This is a genomic window from Myroides sp. ZB35, assembly GCF_001865835.1.
GTDB classification, from domain to species: Bacteria; Bacteroidota; Bacteroidia; order Flavobacteriales; family Flavobacteriaceae; genus Flavobacterium; species Flavobacterium odoratimimum.
In genome coordinates this window covers 2,238,141-2,257,347 of record NZ_CP017769.1, presented here as the reverse complement: position 1 = coordinate 2,257,347, position 19,207 = coordinate 2,238,141, and the positions used below count along the sequence as shown (strand labels likewise).

General features: G+C 33.7%; 17 protein-coding genes. 3 read left to right on the top strand and 14 right to left on the bottom strand.

Going from position 1 to position 19,207, the window contains the following annotated elements; all coding sequences use genetic code 11:
- Positions 1-109: 109 nt before the first annotated feature.
- The 4 genes from BK054_RS10215 to hisS all read right to left on the bottom strand — a co-directional run bounded on the left by BK054_RS10215 (position 110) and on the right by hisS (position 4,671).
- A complete protein-coding gene (locus tag BK054_RS10215) occupies positions 110-1,633 on the bottom strand; it encodes a catalase (protein ID WP_006266515.1) in 1,524 nt (507 codons plus the stop codon).
- Between the two features lie 323 nt (positions 1,634-1,956).
- A complete protein-coding gene (locus BK054_RS10210) occupies positions 1,957-2,763 on the bottom strand; it encodes a DUF4261 domain-containing protein (protein WP_025124125.1) in 807 nt (268 codons plus the stop codon).
- Between the two features lie 78 nt (positions 2,764-2,841).
- Positions 2,842-3,237: a hypothetical protein gene (locus BK054_RS10205; RefSeq protein WP_230493112.1), complete on the bottom strand. Its 396-nt coding sequence runs from the start codon at positions 3,235-3,237 to the stop codon at positions 2,842-2,844.
- A 63-nt stretch (positions 3,238-3,300) separates the two neighbouring features.
- Positions 3,301-4,671, bottom strand: a complete 1,371-nt coding sequence (hisS, locus tag BK054_RS10200; RefSeq protein ID WP_058699334.1) for a histidine--tRNA ligase — start codon at positions 4,669-4,671, stop codon at positions 3,301-3,303.
- A gap of 186 nt (positions 4,672-4,857) precedes the next feature.
- Here hisS and BK054_RS10195 point away from each other — a divergent pair, with 186 nt between their 5' ends.
- Entirely contained in the window at positions 4,858-6,099 is a 1,242-nt protein-coding gene (locus BK054_RS10195; protein WP_058699333.1) for an ABC transporter permease, read from the top strand.
- 289 nt (positions 6,100-6,388) lie between these two features.
- Here BK054_RS10195 and BK054_RS10190 read toward each other — a convergent pair whose 3' ends face one another.
- Positions 6,389-7,084: a pseudouridine synthase gene (locus BK054_RS10190; protein WP_058699332.1), complete on the bottom strand. Its 696-nt coding sequence runs from the start codon at positions 7,082-7,084 to the stop codon at positions 6,389-6,391.
- A 179-nt stretch (positions 7,085-7,263) separates the two neighbouring features.
- Between BK054_RS10190 and yiaA the strand changes: the two genes are divergently transcribed.
- Positions 7,264-7,746, top strand: a complete 483-nt coding sequence (gene yiaA, locus BK054_RS10185; protein ID WP_006263070.1) for an inner membrane protein YiaA — start codon at positions 7,264-7,266, stop codon at positions 7,744-7,746.
- Between the two features lie 77 nt (positions 7,747-7,823).
- On the opposite strand, the gene BK054_RS10180 is transcribed toward yiaA, so the two are convergent.
- The 6 genes from BK054_RS10180 to BK054_RS10155 are packed head-to-tail and all read right to left on the bottom strand — an operon-like array spanning position 7,824 to position 14,667.
- Positions 7,824-10,481 (bottom strand): TonB-dependent receptor, encoded by a 2,658-nt coding sequence (locus BK054_RS10180; protein ID WP_058699331.1) that lies wholly within the window; start codon positions 10,479-10,481, stop codon positions 7,824-7,826.
- A gap of 26 nt (positions 10,482-10,507) precedes the next feature.
- Positions 10,508-11,293, bottom strand: a complete 786-nt coding sequence (locus BK054_RS10175) for a GLPGLI family protein (RefSeq protein ID WP_006266511.1) — start codon at positions 11,291-11,293, stop codon at positions 10,508-10,510.
- Positions 11,294-11,297: 4 nt separating this feature from the next.
- Complete coding sequence (locus BK054_RS10170) at positions 11,298-12,104, bottom strand: GLPGLI family protein (protein ID WP_006263067.1); 807 nt, start codon at positions 12,102-12,104, stop codon at positions 11,298-11,300.
- 4 nt (positions 12,105-12,108) lie between these two features.
- On the bottom strand, positions 12,109-12,915 hold the full coding sequence (locus tag BK054_RS10165) for a GLPGLI family protein (RefSeq protein ID WP_006266510.1): 807 nt from the start codon (positions 12,913-12,915) through the stop codon (positions 12,109-12,111).
- A gap of 17 nt (positions 12,916-12,932) precedes the next feature.
- Positions 12,933-13,781: a GLPGLI family protein gene (locus tag BK054_RS10160; RefSeq protein WP_006266509.1), complete on the bottom strand. Its 849-nt coding sequence runs from the start codon at positions 13,779-13,781 to the stop codon at positions 12,933-12,935.
- A gap of 37 nt (positions 13,782-13,818) precedes the next feature.
- The gene (locus BK054_RS10155; protein ID WP_006266508.1) at positions 13,819-14,667 is read right to left on the bottom strand and encodes a GLPGLI family protein; all 849 of its coding nucleotides are present in this window, start codon (positions 14,665-14,667) and stop codon (positions 13,819-13,821) included.
- A 393-nt stretch (positions 14,668-15,060) separates the two neighbouring features.
- On the opposite strand from BK054_RS10155, the gene BK054_RS10150 reads away from it, so the two are divergent.
- On the top strand, positions 15,061-16,479 hold the full coding sequence (locus BK054_RS10150; RefSeq protein ID WP_058699330.1) for an MATE family efflux transporter: 1,419 nt from the start codon (positions 15,061-15,063) through the stop codon (positions 16,477-16,479).
- A 37-nt stretch (positions 16,480-16,516) separates the two neighbouring features.
- Here BK054_RS10150 and BK054_RS10145 read toward each other — a convergent pair whose 3' ends face one another.
- The 3 genes from BK054_RS10145 to BK054_RS10135 all read right to left on the bottom strand — a co-directional run bounded on the left by BK054_RS10145 (position 16,517) and on the right by BK054_RS10135 (position 19,187).
- Positions 16,517-16,984, bottom strand: a complete 468-nt coding sequence (locus BK054_RS10145; protein ID WP_006256950.1) for a GNAT family N-acetyltransferase — start codon at positions 16,982-16,984, stop codon at positions 16,517-16,519.
- A 132-nt stretch (positions 16,985-17,116) separates the two neighbouring features.
- Positions 17,117-17,827 (bottom strand): CPBP family glutamic-type intramembrane protease, encoded by a 711-nt coding sequence (locus tag BK054_RS10140; protein ID WP_006256951.1) that lies wholly within the window; start codon positions 17,825-17,827, stop codon positions 17,117-17,119.
- A gap of 142 nt (positions 17,828-17,969) precedes the next feature.
- Positions 17,970-19,187 carry a DUF4374 domain-containing protein gene (locus tag BK054_RS10135; RefSeq protein ID WP_058699329.1) on the bottom strand — a complete coding sequence of 406 codons (1,218 nt, stop codon included), beginning with the start codon at positions 19,185-19,187 and terminating at the stop codon, positions 17,970-17,972.
- Positions 19,188-19,207 lie beyond the last annotated feature (20 nt).

Below are 19,207 nucleotides of genomic sequence, written 5' to 3'. Positions count from 1 at the left end.
TATAAGCTTGTACCTAAATCTGTTCTTCTATACTCTTGATAAAATATGATGTGGGGCCATATAGAGTAGATAATGTATCTATGCTGAATCCTTGTTTATACTATATCTATTATTGAGCTAAATACGGTTTTATCTCATCTAGCTTCATATCTACTGCTTTTAATAGACGTGTACCATATTCTTTATCAGCTTGATAAAAATAAGCAATCATCTTATGCACGATCACCTTATTCTTAATCGTCTTAAATGCTCCACTCAAATTCTTGATTAAATTATCTTGGTCTTTTTTAGAGAACGAGCGATATAGATCACCAGCTTGTTTAAAGTTATTCTCCTTATCTATCACATGCTGTGTAGTACTAACAGGTTTAAAGAACTCAGATTTAGAGTACATAAACTTAGCATTATCTACTACTTCAGGTTTATTAGTAGATGGCTGATAGTTCACATCACCAGACTGTACACGTGTAGACATATACCCATTCTGGTTATAAGTAGTCGCTGTATTCTTAGGTGCATTAACAGGTATTTGTTGGAAATTCCCTGTTAAGCGGTGACGTTGTGTATCTGCGTAAGAGAATAATCTTCCTTGTAACAGTTTATCCTCAGAAGGCTCTATACCAGGCACTAATGTACTAGGTGCAAAGGCAGCTTGTTCTACCTGTTGGAAGTAGTTCGTAGGATTAGCCTTTAATGTCATCGTACCTACTTTTACAGACTTCGCTATCTCTGCTGGCCAAATCTTCGTTACATCTACAGGATTAAAGTCTAAGGCATCGAAGTCTTCTCTCTTTAACATCTGTACGTATAAGTCCCAGATAGGATAATCACCTCGATCTATTGCGTGATATAAGTCTAAAGTCGCGTGCTCTACTGAAGTTGCTTGGATAGCGTTAGCCTCTTCTTGTGTCAGGTTTTTAATCTCCTGACGAGGTACCCATTTATATTTTACATACGTTACTTCTCCTTTATCATTCACCCATTTATATGCGTGTACTCCATTCCCTTCCATCTGTCTAAAGTTAGCTGGTATACCGTAATCAGAGAACAGCCAAGTAAACATATGAGTAGATTCTGGCAAATTAGAAAAGAAGTCAAATACCCTATTCGGATCTGATGCTCCATTAGTCAAAGGAGACGGTTTAAAAGCGTGTACCATATCAGGGAACTTAATCGCATCCCTGATAAAGAATACCGGAAGGTTATTTCCTACTAAGTCATAATTCCCCTGCTCTGTATAGAACTTTACCGCAAAACCACGTGGGTCTCTATACGTCTCTGGTGACCCTTGCTGATGTGTCACAGTAGAGAATCGTACCATCACAGGCGTTGTCTTACCTGCTTGTGATAAAAAGTCTGCCATCGTCACATCCGAAAAATCAGCACTCGCTACAAACTCTCCGAAAGCTCCAGCTCCACGAGCGTGTACTACTCTCTCAGGAATACGCTCTCTGTCAAAAGCAGCTAACTTCTCTATTAAATGGATGTCTTCTAATAATACTTGTCCATTATTACCAATGGTTTTAGAATGTTGATTACTTCCTACAGGGCTACCTGTATTCGTAGTCAAAACTTGAGCTTGAATAAAAGATGATACTACTAATGCAGATATCAAAAAACTACGTTTAAGCATAAAATTAATATTTGTTGTTTAGATTTTTTCTTTACATCACAAATATATTATGCCACTCAACGGCAAGTCAGTCTTTACGAACGATAGATTTTATTCTATCATAGGTACTATTTATCATAAATACTATCTATTATAGATTCCTCTATATCGCCTACTATTTATTCATAAAAAAACAAGTTTAGTCCTCAATGTACTATAATACCTGCAATCTCTCTTTCATACTGCTTCTCTGTATAAACAAAAAAGGAGCAATAATCTTTTAAAAACTATTACTCCTCAGGGTTCAATTATATATATTCTATTGTAAGTGTCTACTTTTCTGACTAACTCATCACTACATTGATCACTGTTCTTCTAGGTTGAGACGAAGAGAACTCCTTATGACAAGTCCATTTGCTTCCTGGCTCAAACCCTTCTATTGTATTTCCATCTTCTATGACATCCCCTGCTTCCATTAAATAATAAGCATAGTCCCATAGACGACCTGCTACCTCATTCACTATCGTATCATCATCAAAGAAAAACTGAAAATCAGAAATACCTAACGCATGTAACCCTACTGTATCCATTAACAAACTTCCATACTCTGGCTGATTCACATTATATAAACGAACATTGATCATTAAGTCTAATGCAACGTAGTTAGGATCTAGACAGTCTCTCATAAATACTTCTGGATCAATCAACTTCTCACCGTGCTCAGAAACAATGATAGTAGGCTGAGCTACCTTAGCCATCGCAAAGAGCATCTGCTGCATTAATACAATGCGTATGCGAGGTTCTAAACTTCTACTCAAAAAATCAGTCACTAACACTTCATATTGACAATTCTTCAATACCTCTGCTCCCTCTTCCCAATGCCAATTCTGTTCTGTATATTTCTGGTCGATCTTCTTAATACTGTCATCCTCTGCATGCATCACGACACACTGCGCAGGCACAATACCCTCTTCGAACTCTACTTCACAATCAGGGAAAGTAAACACATTAGCCTCTTTTGCAAAGGTTACATTAGGAAACACTTGTTTTAATTCTTCTAATACTGCTTGTAGGTCTATAGATGGTTTCTGTTCAAATAACAATCTAAACATCATCATCTTCGGGTTATTACCTAGTTTTTTACTTCCCATATCTTATTGAAATATTATTAATGTATTGCAAGTTTAAAATTACGGAATTACAACAATTAAAAGATGAGTATTATCACCTTATTTGCTATAAGTCTTTTTTAATAGCTTATCGATCTGATAACCATGCTGTACTAATAGATCTAAACCATCTAACTCTAGTCTTTCTTTTGTTGGCCTCCACCCTTGTTCTAATCCATAATCTAAGGCTAAACGGATAAATAATGGTCGATTTAAATTCACTACTATTTCTTTTTCTAACGCTGTATTATATAATAGCACACCATGATTAAGTGGATTACCTACATAATAGTCATCTAACACACGGAAGTGGACGAATAAAGCATACTTACTATACTTATCTACAAAGATGCGCATAATGAAAATGCTCTCCTCTGTATCAGCGATATAAGTACCTCCTATACTATATAGGTACTCCGAGTTATCTACTCTTAGTGTTCTTAGCTTCTTCTTCATAGGCATAAAAAAAGGTATGTGTAAGTAAACACATACCTTCTATATTTCAAAATAAACTATTCGTTATTTTAATTTAGCAATCAGCTCTTCTAATGATAATACCTCCTGCTCACCTGATGCTAATTCTTTTAGTGTATATTTCTGATCTGCGATTTCTTGAGATCCTACTAACACTGCATAAGGAATTCCTTTCTTATCTGCGAACTGGAATTGCTTACCTACTTTAGCTTTATCAGGGTAAACTTCTGTACGGATACCAGCATCTCTTAGCTTCATCACTGCTTGTACTCCATAGCTCATCTCATCTTCTCCCATATTTAAGAACATCACTTTAGAAGATGTACTTACTGTTTCTGGGAATAGATTTAGCTCTTCCATCACTAAGTAGATACGGTCTAAACCGAATGAAATACCTACCCCGCTCATATCTTTAAGCCCGAAGATACCTGTAAGGTCATCATAACGACCTCCTCCTCCTATAGATCCAAGCTGTACTGTCTCAGGTGCTCCAATCTCAAAGATCGCTCCTGTATAGTAATTAAGTCCTCTAGCTAAAGTCACATCTAAGTTTAATTTCGCTGTCTGTAGCCCAATAAGCGCTACTTCTCTTCCTACGAATGCTAACTCTTCTACTCCTTTTAATCCTTCTTCTGATGAAGCTAACATCACACGTAGTTTCGCTAATTTCTCTTCAAAAGTACCTGTGAAGTTAAACAATGCTTTTACTTTTTCAATAGACTCTGCAGCAATACCTTTTTCGATCATTTCTGCTTTTACTCCATCTTCCCCTATCTTATCTAGTTTATCAAGAGCTACAGTAAAGTCAATTAACTTATCACTTGCATCAATCACCTCAGCAATACCTGCTAATATCTTTCTATTGTTTAGTTTTATAGTTACTCCATGTACTCCTAATGCAGTGAATACTCTGTCATATAGTGTAACGAACTCTACCTCTTGCCACAGTGATTTAGATCCGATCACATCAGCATCACACTGATAGAACTCTCTATATCTACCTTTCTGTGGACGGTCTGCACGCCATACAGGTTGCATTTGGTAACGTTTAAAAGGGAAGTCTAACTCATTCTGGTGCATTACTACATAACGAGCAAAAGGCACAGTCAAGTCATAACGCAATGCCTTCTCAGAGATCTGATTCGTTAGTTTTAAACTATTCTTACTCTCTAATACAGTATCATCTACTTTACTTAAGTAATCCCCTGAGTTTAAAATCTTAAAAATTAAACGATCACCCTCTTCACCATACTTACCAAGTAGTGTATCAAGGTTTTCGAAAGAAGGAGTCTCGATGGGATGGAATCCAAATTTCTCAAATCCATGTCGGATAGTCTGCATGATGTATTGTCTTCTTGCTACTTCTGTTGGAGAAAAGTCTCTTGTACCTTTTGGAATTCCAGGTTTCTTTGCCATCTCTAATTAATTTTTATGTATTATTATTAGACAAAACTACTACTTTTTTTAAAATACTCCTATTGAATCAAAGGGGCAAGTATGAGTATTTGTCACTTATTTTAAGAAAAGAGGATAACTGTGAGGTTTAAACTTTTTTTGTGTATTTTTACTTCTAACAACTATATTAATTACTGCTACTACTATATGTTTAAAATCGGAATCGAAAACATGAGAATCGCCTTGACAAGTATTAAGAGTCAGATACTCCGTACTTGTATCACTGTGTTTATCATAGCGATCGGTATATGGGCATTAGTAGGAATATTAGCTGTAGTCTCTGCTCTACGCAATACAATATTAGATGACTTTGCCTCTATGGGAGCAAATACATTTACGATATTGAGATACGATGTAGCAGACAGAATGGCTAAGAATAAGTCTGTACAAAAAGTTAATCCTGTTATTACCTATAGTGAAGCACAGGCATTTAAAAGAGAGTTTTTGTTTCCTTTCGCTAATGTATCTCTGTCTTTTAACGCTGCCTCGAATATCGAAGTCAAAAATGACTTCATGAAGACAGATCCTGAAATCCCTATTATCGGATGTGATGAGAACTACTTATCGAATAGTGGATTAACTGTCACGGAGGGTAGAAACTTCAGTTATACTGATATTACTAATGATCACTTCGTATGTGTTATCGGTTCTGACTTTTCTAAAAAGATGTTTAAAGATCAGAATCCGATAAGTCAGGTTATCTCTATCCGAGGGTACAAATTTAGAATAATAGGGATGCTGAAAGAGCAAGGAAGTACTTTTGGTCAAAATGAAGACCAACGAATCTTTATCCCGATAAAGATTGCTCGCTCTATATTTAATACTGCACATGGTAACTATGATATCAAAATAGGTCTATTACAAGATAACTTACTTAATCAAGCCATAGATCAGGCTACTATAGACTTTAGAAATATCAGAAAACTAACTCCTGCTCAACCTTCTAATTTTGGTATCGAACGCAGTGATGATTTGATACGCTCTATGATGAAACAGGTGAATATGCTGAATGTAGCAGCCTGGGTAATCGGTCTAATCACAATACTAGGATCGTCTATAGCACTGATGAATATCATGCTCGTATCTGTCACTGAACGTACTCGTGAGATAGGTGTTCGCAAATCTCTAGGTGCTAAAAAGAAAACAATAGCAATACAGTTCTTTACTGAAACAATCATCATCGGTCAGTTAGGTGGGCTATTAGGCACCTTACTTGGTATCCTAACAGCTTATGCTTTAGCCCAAGTCATGAGCTTTAGTTTTACAGTGCCGTGGACAGCTATCATAGCTGCTTTTACTACTACCTTCGTTGTTGCGATAATATCAGGGCTATACCCTGCGATGAAAGCTGCTAAGCTAGATCCTGTAGAAGCATTGAGATATGAGTAATGTTTTTTTTGTGAAATCGTTTTTTTGTGATGTTGTGATGTTGTGATACTGTTTAGTCTATCATATCTCGCTGTAAAGTCTACTGACTTTGAGCTTTTATAACACTATTATCTTATTTACTGTGACACGCAAAATATTGCGTATTTACTTTATGTTGGGGACGTAATCTCTCAATGCAAAGTCTCCTGACTTTGAGGCTTTATAACACTATTATCTTATTTACTGTGACACGCAAGATATGCGTCTCTACTTTATGTAGTGGACGTAATATACACCGTTAACTGCCAACCTAATAATACTGTTCTAAGTCAAAGCCTAGTACAGCGTTATACTTGCGATACTGCTCATCAATAGTCGCTCTAAGTTCTATGACTTCCTTTGTAACAGGATGTGTAAATTTTAGTTCTAAAGCATGCAATAACATTGCTCCTAATCCATGTCTGTCAAGCCAAAGCTTATTCTGCTTATTACAGCCATGTGGGCGACTCCCTAGAATAGGGTGAAAGATATGTTTAAAATGTTTGCGCAATTGGTGTTGCCTTCCTGTCTCAGGATAAGCTTCTACCAAGGAATAACGAGAAGTCAAGTGCTTACCAAATGGCATTTCTACCTCTACTCTCTGCAAGGTTTTGTAATATGTTTTGGCTTCTTGTACTTGACCATTGTCATTGGTCAAAGCATAATCAATTGTCTCTTCATCTATCGTATATCCTCTCACGATAGCGATATACTTCTTCTCTACACTACGGGTAGCAAAGTCATCATTAAGCTGTTTTAGAATCTCTTTATCCAAAGCAAACAATAATACGCCTGATGTCTTTCTGTCTAAGCGATGTACTGGATAAACATACTGCCCTATCTGATCTCTTAAGATCTGAATAGCATACTCCTGAATATCACTTGCTATAAAAGATTTGTGTACTAATAAATCACGTGGCTTATTAATCGCTACTATATACTCGTCTTGGTAAAGGATTTCTAACATCTGACAAAGATAAAAAAGCAATAAAGACAATCACTAAAAACAACACAACCTTATTAGTATTCATATAAAAAGCACAAACAACAAACAATTAAACAACACAATACATAATAAAATAAAAATACAATATTAAATTTTATAAAAATTTATACATATATTTACTTCTTTAATACAAAAAAAATATGATAGAAGAAGAAAAAACAGAAACAAGAAATACAACATCATCTAGTACTACTAATAGAGTACACTTACAGAGTGACACTATTAATCTAGAGAGATTTAAACCTTCAGCGATATACATATTAGTAGCTTGGATAGCTTTAGGACTTGGAATCACTAGTTATTGCGTAGGTCTGTGGAATGCAGAGATTTTATTAAGTGAGAAAGGTTTTTACTTTACACTTATATTATTTGGGTTATTTGCAGTAGTTGCTTTACAAAAGAGTGTTAGAGATAAGATAGAAGGTGTACCTGTTACCCCTATTTTCTATACGTTAGGGTGGATTGGTACCATGGCAAGTATAACATTACTAACTATTGGACTAATCAATGCAGAAATGACTTTAAGTGAAAAAGGGTTCTATGCTATCTCTTATTTATTATCTCTTTTCGCTGCTGTGAGTGTTCAAAAGAATGTACGTGATTTAGAAAATTTCAATAAATAGTTTTTATAATATCACTTTACCACAAAAGAAAACCTCCAATCTTAATTATTAAAGATTGGAGGTTTTTTATATTCTATTTAAAAATTAAATCGCACTGATACTAAGAATTGTGAAGGTCTTAGTTTAAAGTTAGTTGTTGATGTCTGTATACTATTGATTACTACTTGTTCGTATTCTTTTGTATTCAGGATATTATTCCACTCGAAGTCAAAGTCTATCTTCTTCTTATTCCACTTAAAGCGATACATAACATCCATAAATCGATTAGTAAACTTCTGATTATTAAATACATTTTCTTTATAATCTAGCTTCCAAATAAAACTATGTGATTTAAAAGGGATAAGGTCTATACGCAGATTATGTGAGTTGCCATAAGAATGTGTTGACTGCTTCATATCTTTTCGCTCTGTCTCCATATAATTAAAATCATAAGTAAAGTTTAACCAATCAAAATAATTATTCGTCAATTGTAATCCATAATTATAGTTATAGGTATTCACATCTCTTAGATACTCATTTACTAATATCTCTGACTTACCTTTATTAACTGAGAAACTTCCTTTAATATTAGAGCTATACTCACTAAAGAACTTACCTAGGTTAATATTAGCACTTTGATTATTTGAAATGTTCTTTTGCTCTAAAGCTTCTAAAACAGACTGTCCATTCTCATCAATTGTCTGTGATAATATAATCTTTCTCTCTTGGTAGTTATTATTTAAAGACCCATTAAAGAATATTCCATTAAAAGGATTTTTAAACTCAAACCTAAACCAAGAAAAAATACTCTGTGTGTCTTCTATCTTCGCCTTATATGCTGTAAAGTTTAGTCCACTAAAAATATAGTGACTGTACAGTTGGTCAAGAGGGGTATAACTAGTACTCAAGTTACTTCCTCCTCTTAATGTCCACATATTATTAATCTTATATGACAGGTATAATGATGGTGAGAAATCTACTGCATTCTTTGTAGTCTTCGTATCTATAGACTTATCATCTAACTTCATAGATGACCATATAATAGGCACAGTAAATGTCATATCCCATGACACTCCCTTAAAATTAACACTAGAATTTAAACGATTTACAAATCTATTGTAAGTCAAATCATTCTGATAATTATCCCCTAGCCAAACAGACTGAGTATTATATCCGTATAAGTCTGTCTCAAAACGCTTATTCTCATACAATAAACTATACTCTTCTGTAAAAGTCCACTTTCTGTACTTCCACGAAAGTGATAAAGCATTCTGTGTATAGAAAGTATTGTCTAAGAATGACTGATTTAATAAATCGTATTTCTTCAAATCTTGATCTGGGAAGTTCACATTGCCATTCGCTACCACATCATAATCTTGTTTATCTCTTGTAAAGTCAATAATAGACTTAAAGTTAGCAAACTTATTACTACCTACTGGTACTAGGGTACTCAATGAATTCTGTAAGCTAAAAGAAGGAGATAATACACTCTGATTAATAGGATCGTTATTCTGTAATAATAGTCCTCTTTCTTTATTTCTACTTACATTAATCGTTATATAATCTTTTAAGTAATTGTCTTTTGTATTCTTCGTAATCGTAAACTTAGAGTTAAATGCTTCTTTAAAGTATCTGTTCTCATCTTTTCTACTATATCTAATTACATCACTGACATTGCCATTTGCGTCTAAGTTTCTAATCTCTGTAGATTGTGCTCCTGATTGCTTAACCTCATCATTGTTATAAAAAGCATTCGTATTCATCTCTATCTTATCTGTAAACTTCACTAAGAAGTTAGCAGAAACATAATGAGATCTATTGTCTAAATAACGTGATTTAGCAATACCAGGAGCAGACGTTGTACTCATAGACAGCGCCTGGCCTGTACTCTTCGTATAATTATAAACATCAAAAGAACCAAAAGAGCCAAATGCTCTAAATTTATTAGTAAGGTCTTCTCCTGTATTATTAGTATCATAACTTACTAAGTACTGTAATCCTTTACTAAAAAACATCGGAGATATAGTACTATTCCATAAAAAGGGATCACCACCTACTCCTATCTTAGCACTACCACTTAAACTTATTTTATTCTTTAATCTAATATTAATAGCAGGACTCTCTGAAGGTACTTTTCCCTCTAGCATCTTAATCGGCTGATGGTTTTCTATTACCTCTAGCTTGCTAACATGAAGATTAGGCAAGGCTTTAGTAATAGCACCATATCTTCCTTGCATCAAGTCTTTCCCTTCTACATAAAACTTATTTAGAGGCTTACCTTGATATTCTATTTCTCCATTACTCTTCACCTCCATTCCTGGCATCTTCTTTATCACATCTTCTAGTACTCTATCATTCTTCCCTGCAAATTTGCTAAGATCAAATACTAGAGTATCATTGTGTTGAGTAATAGGAGAAGCTTTAACGAATATTTCTTCTAATTGTGTAAACTCATCTACTAACTGAATTTGAATATCCTGAGACTTATTCTCAATCACTTTTTCAAATACACTGTAGTTCACTATAGATGCCTTGATCTTTAATGTTGTTAGAGAAGACTTGATAGGTATCTGATAAGTCCCTTTGCTATCCGTCATCTCATAAGCTATTACAGCATTAGTCTCTGGATTAAGTATAGAAACAATTACATTAGATAATGCTTGTTTATTCTCACCATTTACTTTTCCCTTCAGAACTACTTGTGCCTGTAAAGGCAAGGCTACTATAAAGAAAAGTATATATATTACATATTTCATCGTTAATAAGGTCGTTTGGTTAATTACTAATAAAGCTCTATAGGATTAGGCTCTTTGCCAAATTTCTTAGTCATAAAATCAGAAGGTTCTTTGTCATCATTCATTAACTTTCCTCCTATTTCTTGTATGAGTTGCATATAAGTTTTATTGGCGTTTAATGTTTTTAATCGATTTAATTGTTTACCTGTTACTTCCTTGAAAAAATCTAATTCCTTTAATTCAACCCAGTAATTATGTACTCTTGTTCCCTCTATAAATTCAAACATATAATCTTGATTGCTATCCTCTGCTTTTACTACAAAACCTGGCAGATTTTTAAACTTATAAGGTCCTTCTATTATAGGTACCTCAGTAGTAAACCATACTGTCCAATTACGTCCACTTAGTTCTCCAGTTGCCTTCTGTACTTTCATACCATGATACTCTTCTATCTCACTTGAGATAGTCCATTGAATAAGATTAAGAGGCTGTTTTACTTTATAAGCTTCTAGCGAATTAATCATCTCATAAAGAATAATGCTACCTGAGTCTTTAGAAACCATCCAAGGCACTTGAGAATTTTGAATATCTATTTCTATCTCTTCTAATTCAGCAACAAATTCTTGGTAAGTAAACTCATCATAGAACATAGAATTACTCCCGTCTATATCCAGATAGAACTTCTCTGTGATAGGAAGACTATCAGGCATTACTTTTACATCATAAGGCTTAAAAGTCAATGAGTACTCATAACGCATAAAGTCTTTTTTCTCTTGAGCCATACTATGAATAGATAATAAAAATAGTACAACACATCCTATTAAATACTTCATAACCTTACTTTTTTAACCATTCAAGGTAATTACTACTATTTCCCACTTTCTTATTTAGCATCTGTTGATTCTCAACAGTATCTTCAAAATAAACAATCATACCTTGACTATCTAAATTCTGCTTAACTGTCATATTCGCCTTAACCTCTCTTAGCTTGACTAACTCACTAGTTTTATACAATCCAGCCTGTTTATATTCGTTGAAGTCTACTGGTATTTCTACTTTCTCACTCTTTCTGAACTCAAAAACATAATCTTCCTTATCATCCTGTGCTTTGACTACAAATCCAGGCAAGTTCTTAAACTTATATGGCCCTTCTATGATAGGAATTTCAGAAGTAAACCATACTGTCCAATTACGCCCATTCAGTTCACCTATAGCTTTCTGTACCTTCATACCTTCAAACTCCTCTACAGTATCATCTATATTCCATTTGACCTGATTAACTGGACTTTCTATCTTCAACATAGTACCACTCACATTCTGTACATAAAATAGTTTATTAGCTTCCTTTACTAATACCGCTTCAAGCCGTGTCTGTTCACCAGCCATACTAAACGACTTACCTATTAGTCCGCTATTCTCTTTTTTAGCTAAACGTTCTACCCTAGTAGCATATCCTTTAGAATAAAAACGAGAAGAAGTATCCCATACATCTAAGAATACAGACTCTGTAAACATTTCGTCTGACTTAATAGATGGTTTAAACGTTGCCTCATATTCATATCGCATGACCTCTATTTTCTCCTGAGCTACTACTCCTAAAACAGTTAAAACAGTAACTGTAATACTAAATAAATACTTCTTCATAACCTTACTTTTTTAACCATTCAAGATAGTTCGTATCATCTCCCCTCTTTCGATTCATCTCCTGTTGATTTTCTATTGTATCAGGTTCATCAAAAATTATTCTTTGAGCTGCCAAACCTTGTTTTATAGTCATATTAGCTTTAACCTCTCTTATCTTTATTAACTCAGTAGTTTTGTAAAGCCCTGCTATTTCGTATTCGTTGAAATCTACTGATATTTGGGCTTTCTCACTTTTTCTAAATTCAAAAGTATAGTCTGCTTTATCATCCTGTGCTTTGACTACAAACCCAGGCAGGTTCTTAAACTTATAAGGCCCTTCTATAATAGGTATTTCAGAAGTGAACCATACTGTCCATATACGTCCATTTAATTCTCCTATTGCTTTCTGTACTTTCATCCCTTCATACACCTCTATATCCTCAGAAATACTCCATTTGACCTCATTAAGTGGGCTTTCTATTTTAAGTAATGTACCAGTTAACATCTGTAAATAGAATAGCTTATTACTTTCTTTTACCAATACTGCCTCAAACTCAGTTCGTTCATTAGGCATACTAACAGACTTACCTATTAGCCCCCTATTCTTAGGATTAGCTAAGCTTTCTACCCTAGTAGCATATCCTTTAGAATAAAAACGAGAAGAAGTATCCCATACATCTAAGAATACAGACTCTGTAAACATTTCGTCTGACTTAATAGATGGTTTAAACGTTGCCTCATACTCATATCTCATGACCTCTATTTTCTCCTGAGCTACTGCTCCTAAAACAGTTAAAACAGTAACTGTAATACTAAATAAATACTTCTTCATTACTTAATCACTTTATACTAATAGAACTCTATAGGCTTACTTTCTTTTCCCATCTTCTTATTTAGTTTATCATTGGTTATATCATTACCCTTTTCATCTACTACCTTTACAATAGTTCCTGCTCCTATCTCACTCATCATTTGAGAGAAACTTTTATTAGCATTGACATTCCTAATCTTATCCCATTGTTTCTTATTGACTTTCATGGCATTTTTATGTCTATCCATTAGCCAAAACTCCGCTGTGACTTTTTCACTCTTTAAGAACTCAAACTTATAATCACCTGTACTATCCTCTGCTTTGACTACAAATCCAGGTAAATTCTTAAACTTATAAGGTCCATCTATCAAAGGGATATCTTGAGTAAACCATACTGTCCAAGTACGTCCACTCAGCTCTCCTACCGCTTTCTGTACCTTCATACCATTGTAATCTTCTATATCTCCAGAAATATTCCACTTAATTAAATTACTAGGTTCTTCTACATTATACGTTTCTATTCCTGAATTTTCATAAGTATTTAAGTTTGCTTGATCCTTATAGATAATCCAATTTACTTTACTTCTAAATTGACCTAAAGCTTGGAAACGCGCTGTATGATCTGCTGTTTTTTTAGCTCCTGTAGTGTACTCTATAAGTGTTTCTTCTCTTTTAATATTTCCTTCACTAGCAAATCTAGATTCGCTATTCTGCACATCTAGATATACTATTTCAGTTGCACTATTAGAAGTATTAATATCATCAGTCGTTTTGGCTAAGGGCATGGTCATCTGATACTCATATCGCATTACCTCAATTTTCTCTTGAGCTAATCCACTTATACTAGTTATAAACGCGACTATACTTATCACTAACAATTTCTTCATAATCCATTGATTTTATTACACTTGTACAGTAAACATACTAATAGAACTCTATAGGCTTACTTTCTTTTCCCATCTTCTTTTTAGTCATCTCATCGGTTATATCCTTCCCTTTTTCATCTACCATTTTAAAAGTCGCCGTACCTCCTCTTTCGTTCATAATCTGAGAGAAACTTTTATTAGCATTAATATTTCTAATCTTATCCCATTGTTTCTTATCTATTTTCATCGCCTTCTCTTGTCTATTTGATAACCAAAAATCAGTAGTAGCTCTCTCACTCTTTAAGAACTCAAACTTGTAGTCTCCTGTACTATCCTCTGCTTTGACTACAAATCCAGGTAGATTCTTAAACTTATACGGTCCGTCTATCAATGGGATATCTTGAGTAAACCACACAGTCCAAGTACGTCCGCTCAACTCACCTATTGCTTTCTGTACTTTCATCCCATTGTAATCTTCTATATCTCCAGAGATACTCCATTTCACTAGATCATTAGTTTCTCCAACATTATACGATTCTATACCAGAAGAAGCATAAGTGTTTAATTCTGCTCCATTTTTATATACTGCCCATTTTACTCTACTCTTAAATTGACTTAAAGCTTGCATACGCACAGCAAAATCTGCATCTTTCTTAGCCCCAGTAGAATATTCCATCAAAGTCTCTTCTCTTCTAATATTTCCTTCACTAGCAAATCTAGACTCACCTCCCTTAACATCTAAATAAATAATTTCAGTACTACTCTGAAGAGCTTCTTCATCTCCAGTAGCGGTAGTTGCTGGTAGTGTTAGTTGATACTCATACCTCATTACATCTATTTTCTCCTGTGCATTAGCTAACATCACACTACATAATGCTGCTACTGTTAGATACATCCTTTTAATCATATACTATAGTTATTTATGGTTTATACTAATTATGATTTAAATTATTTAACATCTATATTATTTTCAGATCGGCCATATTAAATAAATATAACACTAATAATTAAAAATTAATAAATATATTCAAATCATTAACAACAAAAACTAACTTATCATCACTAATAAATAGTTATCCAAACTAACAACTATTTAATTAGTTTTGCAACTAATTAAATAGTTTAAATATAAAAAATTATCTAAATCAAAATAACACCCTTATTTTCAATTACTTAAAAAACATAAATAACAGAGTCTATTTATAAATACCATTGGAATAAAAAAGGTACTAACCTATATCTTAATTACATAATCAACTTATCTTTGAGCCCTTAAATACCCTTAGACAATTCATTAAATATGTCAACAACAACATTTAAATCAAAAAACAATATATTTTCTTTAATCAAGCAATCCTTTTCTAATGAAAACTTTGACTTGACTAATATGTCCATTAATAAAGCTGTTTTTCTACTAGCTATTCCTATGATGTTTGAGATGCTAATGGAGTCAGTGTTTGCTTTAGTTGACTTATATTTTGTTGGTCATTTAAAAGAGAGTGCCTACGCTATACAAAGTGTCGGGCTGACAGAGTCTCTACTATCTATTATTTACGCTATATGTATAGGGATTAGTATGGCTGCCACAGCTATCGTAGCAAGGCGTATAGGTGAAAAAGATAAAGAAAAGGCAGCGCAAAATGCAGCACAAGCCATCACACTTTCAATATTAATCACTATTGTATTAAGTGTACTTGGTTTTATTTATGCAAAAGATTGGTTACTGTGGATGGGAGCATCAGAAGCTTCAGCAGAATATGGATACGGATATACCAGAATCTTATTAGTCAGCTGTGTATCCATCATGCTCTTATTCCTTATTAATGGAATATTTAGAGGCGCAGGTAATGCGGCCATAGCCATGAAAAGTCTTGGTTTTGGTAATATCATCAATATCATCCTATGCCCTATTATGGTTAGAGGATGGTGGATATTTCCAGAAATGGGATTAGAAGGAGCTGCTTACTCTACAGCTATAGGACGTAGTATGGGGGTAGTGTATCAGTTGTATTATCTGTCTAAAAAAGATTCACTTATCCAGTTAAAACTAAAGTACTTCAAAATACAATGGGATATGACCTGGAATATCATTAAAATCGCAGTACCAGGTATGGTACAGTATATGATATCCACTTGTAGTTGGGTTATTCTTGCACGCATAGTAGCGCAAAGCGGAGGAGAAATAGGTTCTTCAGGTTTCTTGACATGTTTACGCCTTCTTGTATTTTTTATTCTTCCCGCATGGGGATTGAGCAATGCGGCTTCTACTTTAGTTGGTCAAAACTTAGGAGATAACAATCCCGACAGGGCATATAAATCAGTGATTGCAACTTTAAAATACAATGTCTTCTATATGGCTATTGTCACGATTATATTCTTTAGTATGGCCGAAATTTTAGCTTCCTTCTTTACAACTGATGAAGCTATTAAAACAGTCGCTAAAGAAGCAATGTATATAGGAGCTATTGGTTTTATAGCTTATGGAGCAGGAATGACCTTGATGAATGCCTTTAATGGAGCTGGAGATACTGTTACCCCAACAATAATAAATATAGTAGGGTTCTGGTTATTTCAGATACCTTTTGCTTATTTAATGACTTATCATTTTAATTTGGGTTCTACAGGAGCTTTTATCGCTATCCCTTCTGCCGAATTAGTAATTGCTATTCTTGCCTTTATTTTATTTAGGCGAGGTAAATGGAAACAGAAAAAAGTATAATAAAAACGCCTTAACAGATGATATTAAGGCATTTTATCTATTTAGTATATTCTGATGCTTTTCTAATCATATCCACATGTGGAATACCATCTTCTAAATACTCTTCAGAAGAGGCTACAAATCCAAATGAACTATAAAATTTCTTCAAATAACACTGAGCTCCGATCTGAATATCTTGAGCTCCAAACTCCTCTTCTATCTTATCTATAGCATGTTGCATTAAGATACGACCATAACCATCCTTGCGATAGTCTGCGTGGACAGCTACTCTTCCTATAGCTATTTCTGGATAACTAAGCCCAGGAGGGACAATACGAGCGCAAGCAACGACTTGATCTAACTTCGTTGCATAAATGTGTAAACATTTCTTATCCTTACCATCTAATTCAGGATAAGGACAGTTTTGTTCTACCACAAATACATCTGTACGCAAACGCATAATATCATATAATTCACTCACTGTCAACTCATCGAAAGCTTTGGTATGCCAATGGATACTATTCATAACTCAATATTTTAAAGTCTATTATTCAAAGATAAAAATTACAAATTAACATATTGTAATTTTTATTTAAAACACATTAATCATTTATAGTTAAATCCTCTTCACTTAATGTAACCTTCTAAGAATACCTATCTATTTAATAACACCAGTCCCATACAATAATAACATAAGAATAGTATTATAGATTATATGTATCATACAATTATAACCAAAACCAAATCTCATCCGTATATATCCGAGTAGAAGTCCTCCTATGAACTGAGGAAGAAACAACAAAGGGCTATATACCAGTACTTCAGTATTAATCGTATAAAAGTTACTAATATGCATAATCATAAACAAAAATGTGTAACTGTAAAACACATACCCAAAATACTTCTCATGTCTCTCTTTAAGTATCACTATATTATTTCTATGTAGATAAAGATAAGCACACAGTATCACGTAGAATACCCCTCCTACTATGAAGGCTATACTCAGATTAAACCTATACAAGATCCAAAGGCTATATACTAATGTAAGAGGAGTACTTAACAACAAATACCAACTCTTAAACCTTAGAGCTAATCTAAAAGCAACCTCCTCTGCTAAAGGTCCTAATAATACAATAAACAACATAGCTACTAACAGTCCTTTGTCAGCTATAAAATCAAGTAATCTAGCTGTCTTAGGTAATGGAACTATTTTATTAATACTGAATATATAAACTGTTATCACTATTAATGTAAAAACAACTAATACCAAGCTTCTTCTTACTTTCTCTTTCTTGCTAATATCTAATACTTCAGTATGAGGTTGTCGTATATAATGGATAAAATCACTAATGATAACTGATATACTCATTTTATTAAGTCAATAATTTTACAATACAAGATAAACAAAAAAACAGTAATCACGTTTCCGTGATTACTGCTTCAACAACTTATTATACTCTGAATTTGCCTAATTCAAAACACGCTAACTAACTAATTTATTTTAAATGCTACTATTGTACAGACTCTAATTTAGAGATAGCTGTAACGTCATTTGCATTTTCGATTGTAATACCTTTTTTAGCAATACCTGTTGCAACATCAATATTGTATACTTGGAAACGATTTGTTTTCTCTATTGGAGCTACATAGTGTACTGTTTTCTTATCCTTCTCTACATATATCTTTTGTTTATATGGCATTTGTGCATGATCAGCAATAGTGTCTATCCATCTAATAGATTGAGTAGATACATTTACGATTGCTAACTTAGTCACACCAGACCAAGTGCTTTGAATATTCTTATCTACAAAGAAGCTCACTAAGAAATCATTACCTCCAATGTACTCTGCACGAGATAACTTATGTCCTCCTGATGCTTTTTGTACATCAAAGAAGTATCCTTTATCTATTTCATGGTTTTTGATTTTAATAAAAGCAGAAGGGTTCTTAGACTTCTCAGCAGGAGACCATGCATATACAGATCCATCTTCCACTTGTTGAATACCATTCATCCCAAACCAGCTTCCTATTAACCCAGTTCTATCATCTATAATGGTTTTACTAACTTTAAGACTTGGATAATCTACTACTGCAATAAATGTATTGTCTCTATATTTTGTATCTCCTTCTTTTGGCGACACAGAATAAGGAATATATAATTTATCTGTTCCTACCGCAAACACCCCAGTTAAATTACGCCCTCCAGCTTCTTCATCTTTATATTTTAATTTATCAAAATCAACAGCTCCTTTATGAGTCATTTGTTTTAACTCAGTATTTATAGCAAACAGATTTCCTCCTAATGTAGCACTAACTACATCAGTTTTTCCAATATTTCCATAACTACCTATTGTTTCAGTCGCTAGTTTAGTTCCCTCTACTATTTCATTCTTAGCATTTAAACTATAGAATGTCAATGGGCTTTGTCCACTGAATCCATATACAGCAGCCATTAATTGATTGTTTTGTACGAAGAATGAATAAGAATCAGTTTCGATACCATTGTTCTTATCTATTTTTATAACACCTTCTGTTAATGACGATGCGGTTGCTATATATTTTGTTCCTCCTTCTTGTCCTGTCAAGGAGTTAATCACAAATACATAAGAACTAGCTTTTTTACCTTCTTCAGGAGTTGTTGGTTTTTCTGATGATGAGTTGTCATCACTACTACATGATGCTATTAATACAAGTGATAATAGACTTAGTGTTTTTTTTATGATATTCATATTATATTTAATTATGTTTT